Here is an 18,219-nt window from a genome sequence, read left to right as displayed (position 1 = left end):
CGAGCGGCTCAGGCCGACTCGACCGGTTCGGTCCGCGAGCGGTAGCCGCGCTCCGCTCCGTCCTTCAGTTCGCGGGAGAGCGCTTCGAGGCGGTCGGCCACCTCCTCGGTCGACAGGTCGTTCTCGACCCCGTCGGCGACGACGTCGACGAGCGCCGACCCGACGATGATCCCGTCGGCGCCGCCCGCGACGATCCGCTCGGCGTGCTCGCCCGACGAGATGCCGAACCCGACCGCCTTCGGCACGTCGTACTCGCGGAGCCGGTCGAGGCTCTCCGTCGTCTGGTCGGAGACGTCGTCGCGCGCGCCGGTGGTCCCGAGCCGCGCCTGGACGTAGACGTATCCGGAGACGTTCTCCATCATGCGGTCCAGTCGGTCGCCGCGCGTGGTCGGCGCGACGATGAAGACGAGGTCGAGCCCGAACTCGTCGCAGGCCTCGCGCAGCGGGTCGGCCTCCTCCGCCGGAAGGTCCGGGACGACGAGCCCCTGAATCCCCGCGGCCGCCGCCCGCTCGACGAACGGTCGGGGGCCGGTCTCGCTACCGTACTGATAGATCAGGTTGTAATACGTCATACACACTAAGGCGGCGTCGACGTCCACCTCCTCGGCGAACGCGAAGAACCGCTCGGGCGTCATCCCCGCGTCGAGCGAGCGGACGAGGGCCTCCTGAATCGTCGACCCCTCGGCGATGGGCTCGGAGAAGGGGAGGCCGAGCTCGATCACGTCGGCGCCGCCGCGGTCGAGCGCCTCGACGTACGCCATCGACGACTCGTAGTCGGGGTCGCCGACGACAAGGTACGGGACGTAGGCGGGGCCGTCCGCGAACGCGGCCGCGATGGCCTCGGAGTTGCCCGTCGCCGGCTCCGCGCTCCGGTCCGCCATTCAGATCCCCCCGTGAACATCGACATGTCCGGCGCGTTCGGCAGGTCCCGCTGGTCCGTCTCCTCGATGGCGGCGTCGAGGTCCTTGTCGCCGCGCCCGGAGACGTTCACGACCACGCGCTCGCCCAGCTCCTCGTGGTGCTCTTCGAGGTAACCGAACGCGTGCGCGGTCTCCAGCGCGGGGATGATCCCCTCGGTGTTCGAGAGCCGGTGGAACCCCTCTAAGGCGTCGTCGTCGTCGACCGCGACCGGCTCCACGCGCCCCTCGTCGACGAGGTACGCGAGTTCCGGGCCGACGCCTGCGTAGTCGAGCCCGGAGGAGACGGAGTGGCTCTCCATGATCTGCCCGTCGGAGTCCTGGAGGAGCTTCGTCCGGGCGCCGTGGAGCACCCCCTCCTCGCCGGCGTACAGCGACGCAGAGTTCGGGGCGACGCCCGCCTCCTCGTCGACTTCGAGCGTGGACCCGCCGGCCTCGACCGCGCGCAGCGCGACCGACTCGTCGTCGACGAAGTCGGCGAACGCGCCCATCGTGTTCGACCCGCCGCCGGCGCAGGCGACCACGTCGGTCGGGAGCCCGCCGGTCTTCTCGATCGCCTGCTCGCGGGCCTCCTCGCTTATGACCGCCTGGAAGTCGCGGACCATCACCGGGAACGGGTGCGGGCCGACGATCGAGCCGATCACGTAGTGGGTGTCCTCGACCGTCTCAGCCCAGTCGCGCATCGTCTCGGAGATGGCCTCCTTGAGCGTGCCGCGGCCCGTCGTCACCGGCTTCACCTCCGAGCCGTTGAGCTTCATCCGGAACACGTTGGGGCGCTGGCGGTTGATGTCGCGCTCGCCCATGTAGATCGTACAGGGCATGTCGAGGTGCGCCGCCGCCATCGCGGTCGCGGTGCCGTGCTGGCCGGCCCCGGTCTCCGCGATGATGCGCTCTTTGCCCATGTACTTCGCGAGGAGGACCTGCCCGAGGGCGTTGTTCAGCTTGTGCGCGCCGCCGTGGAGGAGGTCCTCGCGCTTGAGGTACACCTCCGTGTTGTAGCGCTCCGAGAGCCGATCGGCGCGTTGGAGCGGGGTCGGTCGCCCGCCGAAGTCCGCGAGGCGCTCGCGGAACTCGTCCATGAACCCGTCCTCGTTGTCGAGGACGTAGCGCTCGTAGGCGTCGGTCAGCTCCTCGATCGCGGGCATCAGCGCCTCGGGGACGTACTGGCCGCCGTAGCGGCCGAACTTCCCGTCGTCGCGGCCGCGCTCGCGGCCCGGCCGTCGCGAAAGCTCTCCAACCTCGCTCGTCGATGATTCGGTCTCGCTCATGTGGGTGTCTCCGTGGTGTCAGTCGTGTCGTCGAGTCTCGGGTCCGCGTCTTCGTCCTCGTCCGCCTCCGCCCGCACCAGTTCGCGCGTGTTCGCCGCCACGTCGCCGTCCATGATCGCGCTGCCGACGAGCAGGGCGTCGGCGCCCGCCGCGCGCATCCGGCGGACGTCCGCGGGCGAGCCGATCCCGCTTTCCGCGATCAGCGTGACGTCGTCCGGGACGTGGGGCGCCACGGACTCGAAGGTTCCGAGGTCGACGACGAGTTCCGCGAGGTCGCGGTTGTTCACGCCGATCGTCGTCGCGCCCGCGTCGAGCGCGCGCTCTAACTCTTCCCGGTCGTGGACCTCGACGAGGACCTGAAAGCCGCGGTCGCGGGCGGCCGCGAGCAGGTCCGGGAGATCGTCGCCGACGAACCGCGCGATCAGGAGGACGACGTCGCTCTCGACGGCGTCCAACTGCGCCTCCTCGACGACGAAGTCCTTCCGGAGGACCGGCACGTCGACGGCGTCGCGCACGCGTTCGAGCGTGTCGACGCTCCCGCCGAAGTGCTCCGGCTCGGTGAGCACGCTCAGCGCGGCCGCCCCGCCGGCGACCATCCCCTCCGCGAGCGCGACGGGGTCGTCCTCACGGCTCCCCTCTGTCGTCGGGCTCGTCGGCTTCACCTCGGCGATCACCGGGACGCGCCCGTCGGCCTCGGCCCGCTCGAACGCCGCCGAGAGGTCGCGGGGCGAGACCGAGACGGCCTCTCCGGCCCCCGCGGCCGCGTCAGCGCGGTCCCGTGCGGCGGACAGGATCGACCTGACCGCCGGCGCCAGCTCGTCTGGATCGTCCATTACTATACACTAATGTACGTATCTGTTCATAAGGCTTGCGGGGGACCGGACCGATCCGCTCGGCTCCCGGCCGGCGGCGCGAACCGGTCTCGCGGGAGGCATTTTAAGTAAGCGACCCTCCCAATGAAGGGTATGAGTGTATCGGGCACGTCCGGCGTTTTCGCCCGCGAGTTCGACGTCATCGACCGGACAGTCCAGATAGGTTTCGCCGGCGGTCGCGTCATCTCGGTGTCGTTCCCCGCCGAACCGCCGGGGGATGCCGACGGCGACCACGACCTGTTGGACCGGATCGACGCGTACCTCGGCGGCGAGCGCGACGAGTTCGCCGAGGTGGCGCTCGGCCTCACCGTGCCGACCGACCAGCGGGAGGTGTTGGAGTCGCTCCGGAGCGTGCCGTACGGCGAGGAGGTCTCCGTGAGCCGGCTCGCGCGGCTCGGCGGGTTCGATCCCGACGACCCGGACGACTTAGAGACCGTGACCGGCGCGCTCGACGATAACCCGATCCCCATCTTCCTGCCGGACCACCGTGTGAGCGGCGGGCCGTACGCGACGCCGGGCGACGTCCGGAGCGCGTTCCGGCGCGTGGAAGGGTTATAAATCGGGTCGGTCCCGAACCGAACGTGGCGCTCAGATATCGAAGTCGGGCGTGTCGAACGCCCCCTCGTCGGCGGTGACGTCGTACCCCTCGATCCCGGTGAGCGCCAGGTCCAGCGTCGCCTCCTGGTCCCACCGGCCCGTGTTGATGACGAGGTCGTAGATAGAGCGGTCGGACAGATCGATGCCGTAGTAGGACTTGTACCGCTGTTCCTCGATGACCTCGCGGACCTGCATCTCCGAGGTCATCTCCTCGCGGGCGGCCGTGCGGTCCGCGCGGACCTCGTCGGGGGCGTCGAGCCAGATCCGGATGTCGGCGCGGTTACCGGCGATCCAGCCCGCGAGCCGCGACTCCAGCACGAACGCCTTGTTCGCGGCGCCCCACTTCTCGGCGATCCGGCGGAGCCGGCGGTCGAGCGCGCGGTCGATCTCCTCGGACTCGCCGGTCTCCGCGATCAGCTGCGAGAGGCTCATGTCGCGCTCGGCGGCGATCTCGCGGAACAGCTCACCCCCGGAGACGTAGCCGCAGTCGAGCGCCTCGGCGACGCCCTCGACGAGCGTCGTGGCCCCGCAGCCCGGCGGGCCGGAGACGGTGACGAACAGGTTCCGGTCGATCCGTCTGTCGGGCTCCGGCGAGGTGCCGCTCATGCGTGTCTCGCCACGGAGGGCCGCCGGATAAACGGGTCGGTCGCGGGAAGTTCCGCGGGACCGACGGACAAGGGGTCGGTCGCGGGAAGTTCCGCGGGACCGACGGACAAGGGGTCGGTCGCGGGAAGTTCCGCGGGACCGACGGACAAGGGGTCGGTTGCGCGAAGGTCCGCGGAACCGACGCAACGGATTTCCCTCCCCGAGCCCTCGTGAACGTCGTGAGCGAGACCACGGACCGGAGCGACGAGGCGGCCGCGCGGGCCCTCCTCCGAGACGCGGTCGAATGCGGCGCGATCCCGGACCCCGAGTTCGACCCGGAGACCGTGCCGATCGCGGACGCTGACGTCCTCGCGCGGCTCTCGCCGCCGGTCCGGCGCTGGTGGGTCGAGCGCTTCGGCGAGTACGTCGGCGAGAACGGCGGCTTCTTCACGCCCCCGCAGCGCGAGGCGATCCCCCACGTCAACGACGGCGAGAACTGTCTCGTGGCCGCGCCGACGGGCAGCGGCAAGACGCTCGCCTCCTTCCTCGCGGTCCTCGACGACCTCTTCGCCCGCGACCGCGCCGGCAACTTGGAGAACTCCGTCTACTGCCTCTACGTGTCGCCGCTGAAGTCGCTCGCGAACGACATCGAGCGCAACCTGGAGGCGCCCTTGGCCGGGATCGGCGACGCGGTCGCCGCGGCGGAGGGAGGCGACGGCGACTCGACGAGCGACGCCGACGCGGCCGGCGAGTCCGACAACGACGAAGACCCCTACGACCCCGGCGTCAGGCAGGCGATCCGCCACGGCGACACCTCGAAGGCGGACCGGCAGGCGATGCTCTCGGAGACGCCGCACGTGCTCAACACCACGCCGGAGACGCTGGCGATCCTGCTCAACTCGCCGAAGTTCAAGGAGAAGCTCCGCACCGTCGAGTACGTGATCGTCGACGAGATCCACTCGCTGGCCGCGAACAAGCGCGGCACGCACCTCTCCGTGTCGCTGGAGCGGCTGACCGAGCTGGCGCGGAACGGTGAGCGGGACGGAGAGACCGAGATCACCCGCATCGGCTGCTCGGCCACCGTCGAACCGCTCGACGGGATCGCCTCGTTCCTCGTCGGGCGCGAGCGCGTCGACGGCGAGGTCGGCGACGTCGACGGGTTCGAGACGCGCCCCTGCGAGGTGGTCGACGCCCGGTTCGCCCGCGAGTTCGACCTCGAACTCCGGACGCCCGCCGCCGACCTGATCCACACGCCGCGGTCGGCGGTGACCGATCGGTTCTACGAGTCGCTCCGCGAGCTGATCGAGTCCCACGAGAACACGCTGGTGTTCACGAACTCCCGGTCGGGCGCGGAGCGCACGCTTCAGGAGCTCCGCCAGCGGTTCGACTACGACGAGTCGGACTCCGGCTGTCACCACGGGAGCCTCGGCGAGGCCCAGCGCACGCGCGTCGAGGAGGGGCTGAAGTCGGGCGAGCTCGACGTGGTCACCACCTCGACGAGCCTGGAGCTCGGCATCGACATGCCGCACCTCGACCTCGTGGTTCAGGTCGGTTCGCCGAAGTCGGTCGCCGCCTTGCTCCAGCGCGTCGGGCGCGCGGGCCACAGCCCGGGCGAGACCGTCGAAGGGCGGGTGTTTGCGCTCGACCGCGACGAGCTGATCGAGTGCGCGACGCTGCTCGCGCGCGCCGAGGACGGGTTCGTCGACCGCGTGTTCCCGCCCGAGGGCGCCTACGACGTCGCCGCCCAGCACGTCTACGGGATGGCGATAAACCGGGTCCGGCCCGACCGCGAGGTCCGGGAGGTGCTGCGTCGGGCGCACCCGTACCGCGGCTTCGACGACGCGGCCTACGAGCGGCTGTTCCGGTACCTCACCGGCGACTACGACGGCCTCGAAGAGAAGAACGTCTACCCGAAGGTGTGGCGCGACGCCAACGACCCGCCGGACGGCGAGCACCACTACCCCGACTACCCGGTCGGCGAGACGCTCGTCGGGAAGCGCGGGCGGCTCGCGCGGGTCATCTACATGACGAACGTGGGGACGATCCCCGACTCGTTCACCTGCGACGTGTTCACGCGCGACGACGAGTGGGTCGGCACGCTCGACGAGTCGTACCTCGACACGCTGGAGTCGGGCGACGTGTTCGCCTTAGGCGGCGAGCGGTTCGCGTTCCGCTACCGACGCGGCTCGAAGGTGTACGTCGACCGCACGAGCGAGCGCCCGACCGTCCCCTCGTGGTTCGCCGAGCGCCTCCCGCTGTCCGCGGACCTCGCCCGCGAGGTGTTGGCGTTCCAAGCTGAACTCCTCGACCGGCTGGCCGGCGACGACCCGAGCGCCGGCCCGGCAGCGGTCCGCGCGTGGCTCCGCGAGTTCCCCCTCGACGGGAACGCGGTCCGCGCGCTCGCGCGGATGTACGACGAGCAGGTCCGGTACGCGGGCCCGGAGAGCGTATCGACGCCCGACCGCATCGTCGTCGAGGAGGAACTCGACCGCAACGAGTACAAGCGCCGCTTCTACGTCCACTCCGTCTACGGCCGCCGGTTCAACGACGGCCTCTCCCGGCTTGTCGCGGCTGCGGTCGCGAACCGGACAGACGCCAACGTCGCGGTCGCGGTCGCGGACCGCGGGTTCTCGCTCGCGCTCCCCTTGAACCGCAAGGTCGACGTGGCACAGATCCTCGCCGACCTCGACTCGGAGACCGTCCGCGAGGACCTCCGAGACGCCGTCCAGGGGACGGATCTCCTCCAGCGCTACTTCCGGATCAACGCCGGGCGGGCGCTCCTCATCCTGAAGCGGTACAAGGGGTACGAGAAGTCGGCCGCCGAACAGCAGGTGTCCGCCGAGATGCTGCTGTCGTTCGCGGCCGACCTGGAGGAGTTCGCGGTGTTAGAGGAGACGTATCGAGAGCTGCTGGAAGACCGGCTGGACGTCGACGGGATCCGCGAGGCGGTCGGACGGATCGCGAGCGGCGACCTCTCCGTGAAACACCGCGTCGTCGACTCGCCGAGCCCGCTCGCGTTCGGGCTGGCGACGCTCGTCGACTCCGACACCGTCATCGCCGACGACGAGTCGGCCGTCCTTCGGGAGTTCCACGCCCGCGTGATGGAGGAGATCGGCGAGGCGCCGCGGAGCGCCGGGAGCGACGAGGCCGCTGACCGCGACGCCGGAGACCACGATGCCGAACCGGCCGCGGACCGCTGACCGCGACGTCGGAGACCGCGACGCCGAACCGGCCGCGGACCGCTGACCGGACTGAGACGGCGTATCACGGCCGAATCGGCTCGGTCGGGAGCGGATCGGGGAGCCCGTCCAAGATCAGCGTCGTGTAGTGGAGAAAGACTACCAGCGCCGCGATCGACAGCAACAGGAGGAACAGCAGGACCAACCGCTCGTCGCTGCGGACGACCACGGCGGTGTCCGCGAGGAACTCCGTCCGCGGGCGACGCCCGGTCATTGTCCACAGTTGCGCACGCGTTCGCTTAAAAGTAGCCGGCAGAGCGGCGGGCCGGTGGAGCGACCGAGTCGGTGAAGGGAGCCGAGTTAGCGTGGTCGTCCGACTCGGTCGCGGCCGCTCAGTCGTCCGAGGGCGACACGGCGGATCGGCCGAGCGGCTCGCCGTCGACGGGCTCGTCGGGGTTCGCGTCGATAGCGGCGTCGCTGAGCCCGAACTGGGCGTCGACGTCGGCGTCCTCGCGCACGTGGACGGTGCCGCGGTGGACCGCGATGGCATCCGCGAGGTGAAGTCGCACGGCGTTGAGCAGCACCTCGGCTTCGAGGGGTTGCCCGCGGCGCTTGATCTCGTCGACGTCGGCGCCCGGCGGCACGTCGAAGGCGCGCTGAGCGATGACCGGGCCCTGGTCGAGGTCGGTCGTGACGTAGTGGGCGGTGACGCCCGCGATGCGGACGCCCGCGTCCTTCGCCTGCCGGTACGCCTCCGCGCCGGGGAACGCCGGCAGCAGCGAGGGGTGGACGTTGATGATCCGGCCCTCGTACCGGAAGACGACCTCCGGCGAGAGGATGCGCATGTAGCGGGCCAACGCGATGAGGTCAACGTCGTACTCCGCGAGCAGGTCGAGGAGGCGGCCCTCGTCGGTGTTGCCGTTGCCGTCGCCCACGTCGTAGAACGGCTTGTCGTACCGCTCCGCGAGCGAGCGGAGGTCGCCGCGGTTGCCGATGACGACGGGGATCTCCGCCTCCGCGCCCTCGTCGGCCAGCTCGCCGTTGGCCTCGGCCTCCAGCAGGGCCTCGGGCGCGTGCGTCTCCTTCGTGACGAGCAGCGCGACGCGGCGGGCGTCGCGGTCGCTCGGGAAGCGGACCTGGATGTCGACGTCGAGCTCGCGACCAAGTTCAGCGAGCGCGCGGCGGAGCTCGCCCCGGGACGTCTCCATCTCCGACGCGTCGACGCGGGTCGTCATCCGGAAGACGCCTTCGCGGACCGCCTGATCGAGGTCCTCGATGTTGATTCCCCGCTCGAACAGCAGGGAGGTGACCCGCGCGATGAGTCCGGTCTTGTCTCCTCCGACGACCGTGATCTCGGTCAGTTCGCGGGTCATGCGACGATCACCTCCGCGGGTTCGAACGGCTGCATACACCCCCTCAACAGGCGGAGGGGTTTGCCCCTTTCGTTCCGTGCGGTCCCTGCCTCCCGCACGAACGACCAAAATATATCCACGTATGTGTGTATAAACGTCGTTCCAAAACGGTTTTTACACACGACTCCGCACCAACGGGTATGACCGCGTACACGGCGACGGTGACGGTCCGGCTGAAGCGGGGCGTCCTCGACCCGGAGGCCGAGACGACCCAGCAGGCGCTCGAACGGCTCGGGTTCGAGCTGTCCGACCTCCGCTCGGCGGACCGGTTCGAGGTCGACCTCGACGCCGCCGACGCCGACGAGGCCGCCGATCGCGCCGACGAGATGGCCGAGCGGCTGCTCGCGAACCCCACAATCCACGACTACGACGTCGCGGTCGCGGAGCGATGACGGTCGTCGATTCGGCCGTTGCGGCCGCCCGCACGAGGTGGGCGGCGTGACGGTCGCCGTCGTTCAGTTCGGCGGCTCGAACTGCGACCGCGACGCCGTCCGCGCGCTGGACCACCTCGACGTCGACGCTGAGCGCGTCTGGCACGAGGACGGCCTCCCGGCCGACCCCGACGGGATCGTCCTCCCTGGCGGGTTCTCCTACGGCGACTACCTCCGCGCCGGCGCGATGGCGGCTCGCGCGCCGATTATGGAAGACGTCCGCGCGGCGGCCGACGACGGCGTTCCCGTGGTCGGGATCTGTAACGGCGCGCAGATTGGATCGGAGTCCGGGCTGACGCCGGGCGCGTTCACCACGAACGCCTCCGCGCGCTTCCAGTGCGAGCCGGTCCACCTGCGCGTCGAGCGCGCGGACACGCCGTGGACCGCCGCCTACGACGAGGGCGACGTGATCGAGGTCCCCATCGCCCACGGCGAGGGGCGCTTCGAGATAAGCGAGGACGCCCACGCCGACCTCGTCGCGGACGACCGCGTGCTCTTCCGCTACTGCGACGCCGACGGCAACGTCACCGACGCGGCCAACCCGAACGGCTCCACCGACAACGTCGCGGGCGTCCTCGGTGAGCGCGAGACGGTCGCGGTGCTGATGCCCCACCCCGAGCGCGCCACGCTCCCGGACCTCGGCCGCAGCACCGACGGCGCGGGAATCCTCGAAGCGTTCGCCTGACCCGCCCCTCGCTCACCCGGCCCGCGCGGCTTCTCCGGTCGACTCCGTCTCCGCCCGTGACCCCGCATCGGTTCCGCCGGTGCCCTCGCGCTCCAGTTCGCGCTCCAGCGCCCGCTCGAACTCCGCCTCCGTGAGCTCGCCCTCGGCGTACCGTCGCTTGAGGCGCTCGACCGGCGCCTCGTCGGGTTCGCTCGGGTCCGAGCCGTCGTCGGACTCGCTCGCGAGGAGCTTGGCGCCGAGGACGCCCGCGACGAGCAGCGCCGCGACGGCGAACAGCGCGACGAGGGGAAAGACGAACATCGCGCCGCCCGTCCCACCCCCCATCATCCCGCCTGCCATTCCCGACCCGGCCATGCCGCCCATCAGCGGGGTGACGGCGACGCTGTCGAAGGCTATCATGTGTGGTAGTTACATTTCTGTATTTAAATACGCCGCGGCCGTTCGCAGGCCGTGAGACGCCGCTCCGCCGTCGTCGAACGCGTCGGTCGTCCGCAGATCGGCGCCGGCGAACGGCGGGAGCGAGCGTCGCTTCTCCCCGCACGACTTTTGCGCCCGGCCGCCGAACGGGCGGGCGTGAAGGCACGCCACATCGACCACGTCAACCTCCGGATCCCCGCGGACGGCGCCGACGACGCCCGCGAGTTCTACGGCGAGCGGCTCGGCTTCGGCATCGAGGACGCGCTGTACGCGGCCGACGAGAAGCCGTTCTTCGACGTGCGGCTCTCGGCGACCGCCGTGATCCACCTCTGGCCGACCGACGAGTTCGAGCGGCCGACGAAGACGAACTACGACCACGTCGCGGTCGTCGTCGAGGAGTCGGTCGACGAGATCGAGGCCGAGCTGGCCGAGGCCGGCGTGGAAGTCGAGAAGACGCTCGACTCGCCGCTCGGCGCGACCGGCGAAGCCGGCGCGGTGTACGTCCGAGACCCGTTCGGCTACCGGGTGGAACTGAAGGCGCGGGTTTGAACCTCTCTATGGACGAAGTACAGAATACTACCGAACAGGTCGTACTGTTCCTCGACGAAAACGACGATCGTGCGTGGAAGGGGGCGACGATCGCCGATCGACTCGATCTGGATACGGACGCGGTCAGTGCGATCCTTTCTCGATTATAAGAGCGTGACTTCGTCCGTCACAAGGAGTTGTATTGGACAATCACCGATGACAAAGAACGACTCCAAGCCGCGTACCGACTCCACCGACACCACAAAAACGCAGACGGTGAGTACGGCGAGGAACGCTTGGAAGAGATACAAACGGAAGACATGGACGAGATTCCGTGACAGTATTCCTCCGCTGTCGCCTGAACGGTTAGCAACGTTTCACTTTTAAGAGGGTGCGCACCAGAGATTTCGGAAAGATGGACGAGGAGACGGTGTCGGACTACGTCGAACGCTCTCTGTCGCTCGTCGAGTCGTCTCCGCAAATGGACGAGCAGAACACGCGGTCTCGACTGATTGATCCATTTATAAGGGATGTTCTCGGATGGGACTTCTACTCCACGGAAATCGAGATGGAATACTCGGTCCAGATGGGGTCTTCAAAGAAGAAGGTCGACTACGCGCTGTTCGCCGACGGATCTCCGTCGCTGTTCGTCGAAGCGAAAGGCTGTGACACGACGATTACCGACGCGCACGCCAACCAACTACGGAGCTACATGCGACAGGAGTGGGTTGACTGGGGACTGCTCACGAACGGAAAGACGTTCGCCGTGTTTCGACTTAAAAAAGACGGCGCTACCCCTGACGTTGAACGTCTCGGAGAATCCGATCTCGCCGACCTCACCGCGAACGATTGGATGCTCGCCGCGCTCTCGAAGGATTCGATTCAGTCGGGCGCCTCGACGGAGATTTATCAGCGAGTGGAGCGGCGACGGCAAGCGATTTCGACGCTGTCCGAAGAGAAGGACGACATCGCGGATTCGATCCGTGAGACGGTCGTCGATCGAGTCGGCGAAGTTGTCTCCCAACCGGCTGAGTCGCTGTCGAAGACGCTCGTCGACGATCTGATCGCGGAATTGGAACGAGATCAGAGTGACAGTCGAGTGGACGGTGAAGCTGATATCCAGTCGTCAGACCCCGTGGAGACCACCGGACCGTCGGACGCATCTGGATCGTACGTCGTGGAACTCATCACCGGAACTGGGTCAACGTTCGTCAGCGGTGAGAGCCAGTCAGACGTTATGGAGGAGACCGTGGATCTCCTCATCGAAAATCACGGCCTGATCGATGCGTACGCGCCACTTCCGTACGTTCCCGGACAGAAAATCGCGATGCTGAACGACGAGCCAAACCACCCGAACGGCGACGAGATGCGAACGTACCGGCAGGTCGGTGACGACTACTACGTCTACACATCTTTAAATAAACGCGACAAAAAACGCCATCTCCGCAATTTCGCCGACGCCTGTGGTGTCGACATAGATTTCACAGGCGAGTGGTGATCCTGTCCGCCCCGAACCAGTTCGCACTACCGAGCAACCCTCGCCCCGACGCGGTCGTTTAAGAGCCCCGAGCGACAGGGTCGAGTATGAGCGAACAGCAGCCAAGATCCGACGATGACGAGCGCCGTCGTCGCCGGGAGGACACGGACCGATTCGCCGGCGGGAAAGGCGAGGAGCTGCGGAGCCGCGAGGTGACCGAGGGGCCGGACAAGGCGCCGCACCGCGCGATGTTCCGCGCGATGGGGTTCGACGACGAGGACCTCTCCTCGCCCATCATCGGCGTGCCGAACCCGGCGGCCGACATCACGCCGTGTAACGTCCACCTCGACGACGTGGCGGACGCCGCGCTCGACGGGATCGACGCCGCCGGCGGGATGCCCATCGAGTTCGGGACGATCACCATCTCCGACGCCATCTCGATGGGGACGGAGGGGATGAAGGCGAGCCTCATCTCGCGGGAGGTCATCGCCGACTCCGTCGAGCTCGTCTCCTTCGGCGAGCGGATGGACGCGCTGGTGACCGTCGCGGGCTGCGACAAGAACCTCCCCGGGATGATGATGGCCGCGATCCGGACGGACCTCCCGAGCGTCTTCCTCTACGGCGGCTCGATCATGCCCGGGCAACACGACGGGCGCGACGTGACTATCGTCCAGGTGTTCGAGGGCGTCGGGACGTACGCGCAGGGCGACATGGAGGCCAACGAGCTCGACGACTTGGAGCGCAACGCCTGCCCCGGCGCGGGGTCGTGCGGCGGGATGTTCACGGCGAACACGATGGCGTCGCTCTCGGAGGCGCTCGGGTTAGCGCCGCTCGGATCCGCCTCGCCGCCCGCCGAGGACGAGGCGCGCTACGCGGTCGCGGAGCGCGCGGGCGAGCTCGCGATGGACTGCATCGAGAACGACCGCCGCCCCTCCGACATCCTCTCGCGGGAGTCGTTCGAGAACGCGATCGCGGTCCAGACCGCGATGGGCGGCTCGACGAACGCGGTGCTCCACCTGCTCGCGCTCGCGGGCGAGGCCGACGTCGACCTCTCGATCGAGGACTTCGACGAGATCTCGCGGCGGACGCCGAAGATCGCGGACCTCCAGCCCGGCGGGAGCCGCGTGATGAACGACCTCCACGAGGTCGGCGGCGTGCCGGTCGTGCTCCGGCGCCTGCTGGAGGCCGACCTGCTCCACGGCGACGCGATGACCGTGACCGGCCGGACGCTCGCCGAGGAGATCGCGGAGCTGGAAGAACAGGGCGACCTGCCGGCCGACGACGAGATTGAGGCGGACTTCCTCTACTCCGTCGACGAGCCGAAGGAGGAGGAGGGCGCCATCAAGATCCTCGACGGGAACCTCGCGCCGGACGGCTCGGTGCTGAAGGTGACCGGCGACGACGAGTTCTACCACGAGGGCCCCGCCCGCGTGTTCGAGAACGAGGAGGACGCGATGGAGTACGTCCAGTCGGGCGGCATCGAGTCCGGCGACGTGATCGTCATCCGCAACGAGGGGCCCCGCGGCGGGCCCGGGATGCGCGAGATGCTCGGCGTCACCGCCGCGGTCGTCGGCGCGGGCCACGAGGACGACGTGGCGCTGCTCACCGACGGCCGCTTCTCGGGCGCCACCCGCGGCCCGATGATCGGCCACGTCGCGCCCGAGGCCGCCGTCGGCGGGCCGATCGGCCTCATCGAGGACGGCGACCACGTCACGGTCGACATCCCCGAGCGCGACCTGACGGTAGACCTCTCCGACGAGGAGCTCGACGAGCGCCGCGAGGCGTGGGACGCGCCCGAACCGCCGTACGAGGGCGGCATCCTCGCGAAGTACGGCCGCGACTTCGCCTCCGCCGCCGACGGCGCGGTGACGAACCCGCGGCTCACGCGAGACTTATAAACGAGACGAGCGGCCGTTTTTCGGATTTAAAATGTGCCGTGGCGCGCGCCTCCGAGCGCCCGACAGGGCGCGAGGAGCGCGTGCGAGGGATGCCGCGAGCGACCGAAGGGAGCGAGCGGCGAGGCTGGGGAGGCGTGAGGTGCGGTCGCTGTGCGGGGCGGGACTCAAAGGGGCAGTCGCGAGGACGGCGCAGGCGACGTAAGCACCGGAAGGAGCGAGTGAAACGAGCGACTGAGGAGCGCAGCGAGCGTGCGCCGTCCTCGCGACTGGGGCTTTGGAGGTATTCACCGTCGATCTGCGATCAGACATTTATAACTGAGCAGCTGGGGCTTTGGAGGTGTTCTCCGTAGCGTAGTCGATCAGTTATCGCGGAGACCGTCGGTAGATTCCGAATTCTATATCGAGAATTACTTGATCTACGCCTCACTCACCCCACCGTCGGTCTGTGCGGTCCGGACCGACTCGGCGCGCCAGACGTTGCTCCGGCGGCCCGCGCGCGACAGCTCCATCTTCACGACCGAGCCCACCGGCAGGTCCGCGACGCGCTCGCGGGCGTCCTCGTCGGCGTACTCGACGACGTGGTACGTCTCGTTGCGCGGATGGGCACGTACCGTGGTACAATCGTGATCGTTCTGTGCGGAAATGACGGTGTACGCGTTCGATTGTGACATCTTATCCCGTTATTGCTGGACACCATACTTCAAATCTCCGTATATTCACTACGGTCGTGACCGAAGTCGTAATATCGATATAAGGTATTGGAGTCCCGAAACGATCGGGCGGCGCCGCGACCCGCCGTTAAGCGGAATCACCATACCTATCTCCGGCGACGGCGAAGGCCCGCCATGGACCGAGGCGACGGGCCGGAGAGCGAGCCGACCGCCGACGCAGAGCCGAACGCGAACGCCGAGCCGAGCGCAGACGCCGAGCCGAACGTGGACGGCGAAGCCGGGCCGGAGGAGGAAATTGGGCCGGGCGGCGTCACGGACGTAGACGCCGGCGGCGTGGCGCTGTTCGTCGACGGCCCGAACGTGTTGCGCGAGGAGTTCGACGTCGACCTCGACGACGTGCGGCGGGCCGGCGAGGCGGAGGGCCCGCTGGTGACCACGCGGCTCTACCTCGACGAACACGCGACGCCGGGGCTGATCCAGGCCGCGGAGGCCCGCGGCTTCGAGGTCGTGATCACGAGCGGCGACGTGGACGTGAAGCTCGCGGTCGACGCCGCGCGGTTCGCGGCCGAAGGCCGGATGGACACCCTCGCGATCGCCTCCCGCGACACGGATTTCAAGCCGGTCGTCGAGACCGCGAACGGCTACGGGATCCGGACGCTCGCCATCGCGCCCGGCGAGTTCGGCCGCTCGGACGCGCTCCGGAACGCCGCGAACGGCTCCGTGACGCTCGACGGCGATACGAAGAGCGAGTCCGTGAGCGACGAGGACGAGACGACTGCCGAAACCTCTTCGACGCAGTAGCACTGGGAGTCGAGTTCGATTCGATACGTCGCGGATCGACGACGACCGGCTCCGAAGTCTCAGTCGTTTATTTATAAACGAATCACTGTCTTCTGTAGGAGAACACCTCCAAAGCCCCAGCCGGGAGGCGGGCGCACGCTCGCTGCGCTCCTCGCTCAGTCACTACGTTCCTTCGCTGCGGTGCTTGCGTCGCCTGCGCCCGCCTCCCGGCTGCCCCTTTGAGTCCCGCCCCTCCGGAAGACGTTCCTGCTCGCTTCGCTGCGCGGGCTGCGACTTCCGTGCTCCCGCTCGCTTCGCTCGCGGGAACGCACAGCACCGCACCTCACACCTCCCCAGCCTCGTCGCTCCCTTCGGTCGCGACTCCCTCGCACGCGCTCCTCGCGGCCGCCGATGGCGGCCGCTCGGAGGCGCGCGCCGACCGCACCACGTTTATAAGTGAACTCTGCTGCGGTGAGCGACTATTTAAATATCCCGTCGTTGCTACCGCACCGGTTCATCGCCGTCTCTTCCGCTGAAATCGCCCCAAAAGCAGCGCGCCGACGCCCCCCGCGAGTCCCGCGCCGCCCACGAGGACGACGCCGGTCGCGACCCCGCCGTACCGCGCGGCCGCCGCGTCGATCCCCACCCGGACCCAGCCGAGGTTCGGCACCGCGAACAGCGCCTTGCCGGCGATCCACTCGTCGGGGACGACCGGCGCGATGCCCGCGCTCTGGTCGTACAGCTCGTTCGCGTCGCCGTACGTGACGTACCCGTCGTACGGCGCGGGACAGGTCGAAAGCTCCGCGCAGTCGCCGGAAAGCAGCGCCGGGTCGGCCCGCTCCGTCCAGTCCTCGCCGGCGTCGACGGGGAACGCCAGTCGGTGGAACACCGGTCTCCCCCCGGCGCCCGGAACCGTGTAGACGACCACGTCCCCCGTCCCGCCGAGGCGCGTCGGCGCGTCCGGGTCGGCGGCGGTCGAGAGGTCGCCCCACGGCGCCCGGTCGGTCGCCGTGACGACGACGAGATCGCCGCGCTCGACGCCCGGCGCCATGCTGCCGCTCTCGACAGCGACGAACGGCGGCCACGTCCCGACGAGCGACCCGAGCAGGACCGCGATCAGGAGGACCGCGACCGCGGGCGCGACGAGGCCGGTGCGATCGGGGCGACGGCTGCTCACGCCCGATACGGGGACCGGCGACCGCTTGAGGCTGTCGGCCGAGTCGCTCCGGCGGAGTCGTTGACGACCGCCGGATCCGACGTCGGGGCTCCCGTTCCCCGATGCCACAAAGGCTTAGGCGCGTCCGGGCGAGGTGCGAATATGACCGATCGCCTCCCTCCGCTCCACGACGCCCACGACGCGCGCGGCGCCAAGTTCACCGACTTCGGCGGCTGGCAGATGCCGGTCGAGTTCGACTCGATCCGGACCGAACACGCCGCGGTCCGCGAGTCCGTCGGCGTCTTCGACGTCTCGCACATGGGCGAGATAGAGGTGGCCGGCCCCGATGCGACCGAACTGATGAACCGGCTCACGACCAACGACGTGCGCGCGCTCGACCCCGGCGACTCCCAGTACGCCGCGATCACGAACGAGGAGGGCGTGATGCTCGACGACACGGTCGTCTACCGGCTCCCCGACGGCACTGCGGCCGGCGAGGCGGCCGCGTCGCTCGCGGCCCTCGAGGACGCCCACGACGGCGACTTGGACGCGCCGAGCGGCGACCCCGCCTACCTCTTCGTGCCGAACGCGGGCCACGACGAACAGATGGAGGACCGCTGGACCGCGCACCGCGACGAGTGGGAGCTGGACGCGACCGTCGCGAACGCCACCGACGACTGGGCGATGCTCGCGGTCCAAGGTCCCAACGCGGCCGACGCAATCGACGAGGCCACCCCCGGGACCGCGTCGTCGACCTCTCGAAGTTCGAGGCGACGGCGGCGGCGGTGGCGCAGACGGAGAGCTGGGTCGCGCGCACCGGTTACACCGGTGAGGACGGCTTCGAGGTGATGTGCCCCGCTGGCGCCGCCGAGGCCGTCTGGACGGCGTTCGTCGACGCGCCGCGCGAGGCGCAGCCGTGCGGGCTCGGCGCGCGCGACACACTCCGCACCGAGATGGGCTTTCTCCTGTCCGGACAGGACTTCGACCCCGAGAACGAACCCAGAACGCCGTACGAGGCGCGGATCGGCTTCGTCGTGAAGCTCGACACGGAGTTCGTCGGCCGCGACGCCTTGGAGGCCCAGAAGGAGCAGGGCGTCGACGAGAAGTTCGTCGGCGTCCGCCTCCGCGAGCGCGGCGTGCCCCGCGGCGGCTACGCGGTCACCGACGGCGACCTCACCCGCGTCGGGAAGCTCACCTCCGGGACGATGAGCCCGACGCTCGACGAGCCGATCGGGCTCGGGTACCTCCACGAGTCGTACGCCGACGCCGGCACCGAGGTGAGCGTCGTCGTGCGCGGCGACGAGAAGCGCGCCGAGGTCGTGATCCCGCCGTTCCTCGATCGGTGA

16 protein-coding genes and 3 pseudogenes are annotated in these 18,219 nt (G+C 69.1%); 10 read left to right on the top strand and 9 right to left on the bottom strand.

Going from position 1 to position 18,219, the window contains the following annotated elements:
* Positions 1-8: 8 nt before the first annotated feature.
* From trpA to trpC, 3 genes and pseudogenes are all read right to left on the bottom strand, one after another.
* A complete protein-coding gene (gene trpA, locus J7656_RS08770) occupies positions 9-881 on the bottom strand; it encodes a tryptophan synthase subunit alpha (RefSeq protein ID WP_211553059.1) in 873 nt (290 codons plus the stop codon).
* A gap of 5 nt (positions 882-886) precedes the next feature.
* A pseudogene (gene trpB, locus J7656_RS08765) lies at positions 887-2,185 on the bottom strand (tryptophan synthase subunit beta); the annotation flags it as partial.
* Positions 2,182-3,018 carry an indole-3-glycerol phosphate synthase gene (gene trpC, locus J7656_RS08760; RefSeq protein WP_017343252.1) on the bottom strand — a complete coding sequence of 279 codons (837 nt, stop codon included), beginning with the start codon at positions 3,016-3,018 and terminating at the stop codon, positions 2,182-2,184. The pseudogene trpB and the gene trpC, both read right to left, overlap by 4 nt.
* A gap of 132 nt (positions 3,019-3,150) precedes the next feature.
* Between trpC and J7656_RS08755 the strand changes: the two genes are divergently transcribed.
* Positions 3,151-3,615 carry an MGMT family protein gene (locus J7656_RS08755; RefSeq protein ID WP_017343253.1) on the top strand — a complete coding sequence of 155 codons (465 nt, stop codon included), beginning with the start codon at positions 3,151-3,153 and terminating at the stop codon, positions 3,613-3,615.
* A gap of 30 nt (positions 3,616-3,645) precedes the next feature.
* On the opposite strand, the gene cmk is transcribed toward J7656_RS08755, so the two are convergent.
* The gene (gene cmk / locus J7656_RS08750) at positions 3,646-4,260 is read right to left on the bottom strand and encodes a (d)CMP kinase (RefSeq protein ID WP_017343254.1); all 615 of its coding nucleotides are present in this window, start codon (positions 4,258-4,260) and stop codon (positions 3,646-3,648) included.
* Positions 4,261-4,469: 209 nt separating this feature from the next.
* On the opposite strand from cmk, the gene J7656_RS08745 reads away from it, so the two are divergent.
* Positions 4,470-7,439 carry an ATP-dependent helicase gene (locus tag J7656_RS08745; protein WP_026046216.1) on the top strand — a complete coding sequence of 990 codons (2,970 nt, stop codon included), beginning with the start codon at positions 4,470-4,472 and terminating at the stop codon, positions 7,437-7,439.
* A gap of 64 nt (positions 7,440-7,503) precedes the next feature.
* On the opposite strand, the gene J7656_RS08740 is transcribed toward J7656_RS08745, so the two are convergent.
* Positions 7,504-7,692, bottom strand: coding sequence for a hypothetical protein (locus J7656_RS08740; RefSeq protein ID WP_211553057.1), 189 nt, complete (start codon positions 7,690-7,692; stop codon positions 7,504-7,506).
* 118 nt (positions 7,693-7,810) lie between these two features.
* Positions 7,811-8,791, bottom strand: a complete 981-nt coding sequence (locus J7656_RS08735; protein WP_017343257.1) for a formyltetrahydrofolate deformylase — start codon at positions 8,789-8,791, stop codon at positions 7,811-7,813.
* A 179-nt stretch (positions 8,792-8,970) separates the two neighbouring features.
* Between J7656_RS08735 and purS the strand changes: the two genes are divergently transcribed.
* Positions 8,971-9,222: a phosphoribosylformylglycinamidine synthase subunit PurS gene (purS, locus tag J7656_RS08730; RefSeq protein WP_004595793.1), complete on the top strand. Its 252-nt coding sequence runs from the start codon at positions 8,971-8,973 to the stop codon at positions 9,220-9,222.
* A gap of 46 nt (positions 9,223-9,268) precedes the next feature.
* Positions 9,269-9,946 carry a phosphoribosylformylglycinamidine synthase I gene (gene purQ / locus J7656_RS08725; protein ID WP_026046217.1) on the top strand — a complete coding sequence of 226 codons (678 nt, stop codon included), beginning with the start codon at positions 9,269-9,271 and terminating at the stop codon, positions 9,944-9,946.
* Between the two features lie 12 nt (positions 9,947-9,958).
* On the opposite strand, the gene J7656_RS08720 is transcribed toward purQ, so the two are convergent.
* Positions 9,959-10,345 carry an SHOCT domain-containing protein gene (locus J7656_RS08720; RefSeq protein ID WP_017343259.1) on the bottom strand — a complete coding sequence of 129 codons (387 nt, stop codon included), beginning with the start codon at positions 10,343-10,345 and terminating at the stop codon, positions 9,959-9,961.
* A 174-nt stretch (positions 10,346-10,519) separates the two neighbouring features.
* On the opposite strand from J7656_RS08720, the gene J7656_RS08715 reads away from it, so the two are divergent.
* From J7656_RS08715 to ilvD, 4 genes and pseudogenes are all read left to right on the top strand, one after another.
* Entirely contained in the window at positions 10,520-10,912 is a 393-nt protein-coding gene (locus tag J7656_RS08715; protein WP_026046218.1) for a VOC family protein, read from the top strand.
* 8 nt (positions 10,913-10,920) lie between these two features.
* A pseudogene (locus tag J7656_RS14970) lies at positions 10,921-11,229 on the top strand (MarR family transcriptional regulator).
* 77 nt (positions 11,230-11,306) lie between these two features.
* Complete coding sequence (locus tag J7656_RS08710) at positions 11,307-12,389, top strand: type I restriction enzyme HsdR N-terminal domain-containing protein (protein ID WP_211553055.1); 1,083 nt, start codon at positions 11,307-11,309, stop codon at positions 12,387-12,389.
* Positions 12,390-12,475: 86 nt separating this feature from the next.
* On the top strand, positions 12,476-14,266 hold the full coding sequence (gene ilvD / locus J7656_RS08705; protein ID WP_211553053.1) for a dihydroxy-acid dehydratase: 1,791 nt from the start codon (positions 12,476-12,478) through the stop codon (positions 14,264-14,266).
* 416 nt (positions 14,267-14,682) lie between these two features.
* On the opposite strand, the gene J7656_RS08700 is transcribed toward ilvD, so the two are convergent.
* The gene (locus tag J7656_RS08700; RefSeq protein ID WP_211553052.1) at positions 14,683-14,937 is read right to left on the bottom strand and encodes a DUF7999 family protein; all 255 of its coding nucleotides are present in this window, start codon (positions 14,935-14,937) and stop codon (positions 14,683-14,685) included.
* A gap of 174 nt (positions 14,938-15,111) precedes the next feature.
* On the opposite strand from J7656_RS08700, the gene J7656_RS08695 reads away from it, so the two are divergent.
* Positions 15,112-15,738 (top strand): NYN domain-containing protein, encoded by a 627-nt coding sequence (locus J7656_RS08695; protein ID WP_211553051.1) that lies wholly within the window; start codon positions 15,112-15,114, stop codon positions 15,736-15,738.
* Positions 15,739-16,231: 493 nt separating this feature from the next.
* On the opposite strand, the gene J7656_RS08690 is transcribed toward J7656_RS08695, so the two are convergent.
* Positions 16,232-16,894: a S26 family signal peptidase gene (locus J7656_RS08690; RefSeq protein ID WP_026046219.1), complete on the bottom strand. Its 663-nt coding sequence runs from the start codon at positions 16,892-16,894 to the stop codon at positions 16,232-16,234.
* A gap of 141 nt (positions 16,895-17,035) precedes the next feature.
* Here J7656_RS08690 and gcvT point away from each other — a divergent pair.
* Positions 17,036-18,219: pseudogene (gene gcvT / locus J7656_RS08685) on the top strand (glycine cleavage system aminomethyltransferase GcvT).

The sequence above is a fragment of the Halorubrum ruber genome, assembly GCF_018228765.1.
Lineage (GTDB): Archaea > Halobacteriota > Halobacteria > Halobacteriales > Haloferacaceae > Halorubrum > Halorubrum ruber.
The sequence above is the reverse complement of the archived record's forward strand: the minus strand, read 5'-3'. Positions and strand labels throughout refer to the sequence as shown.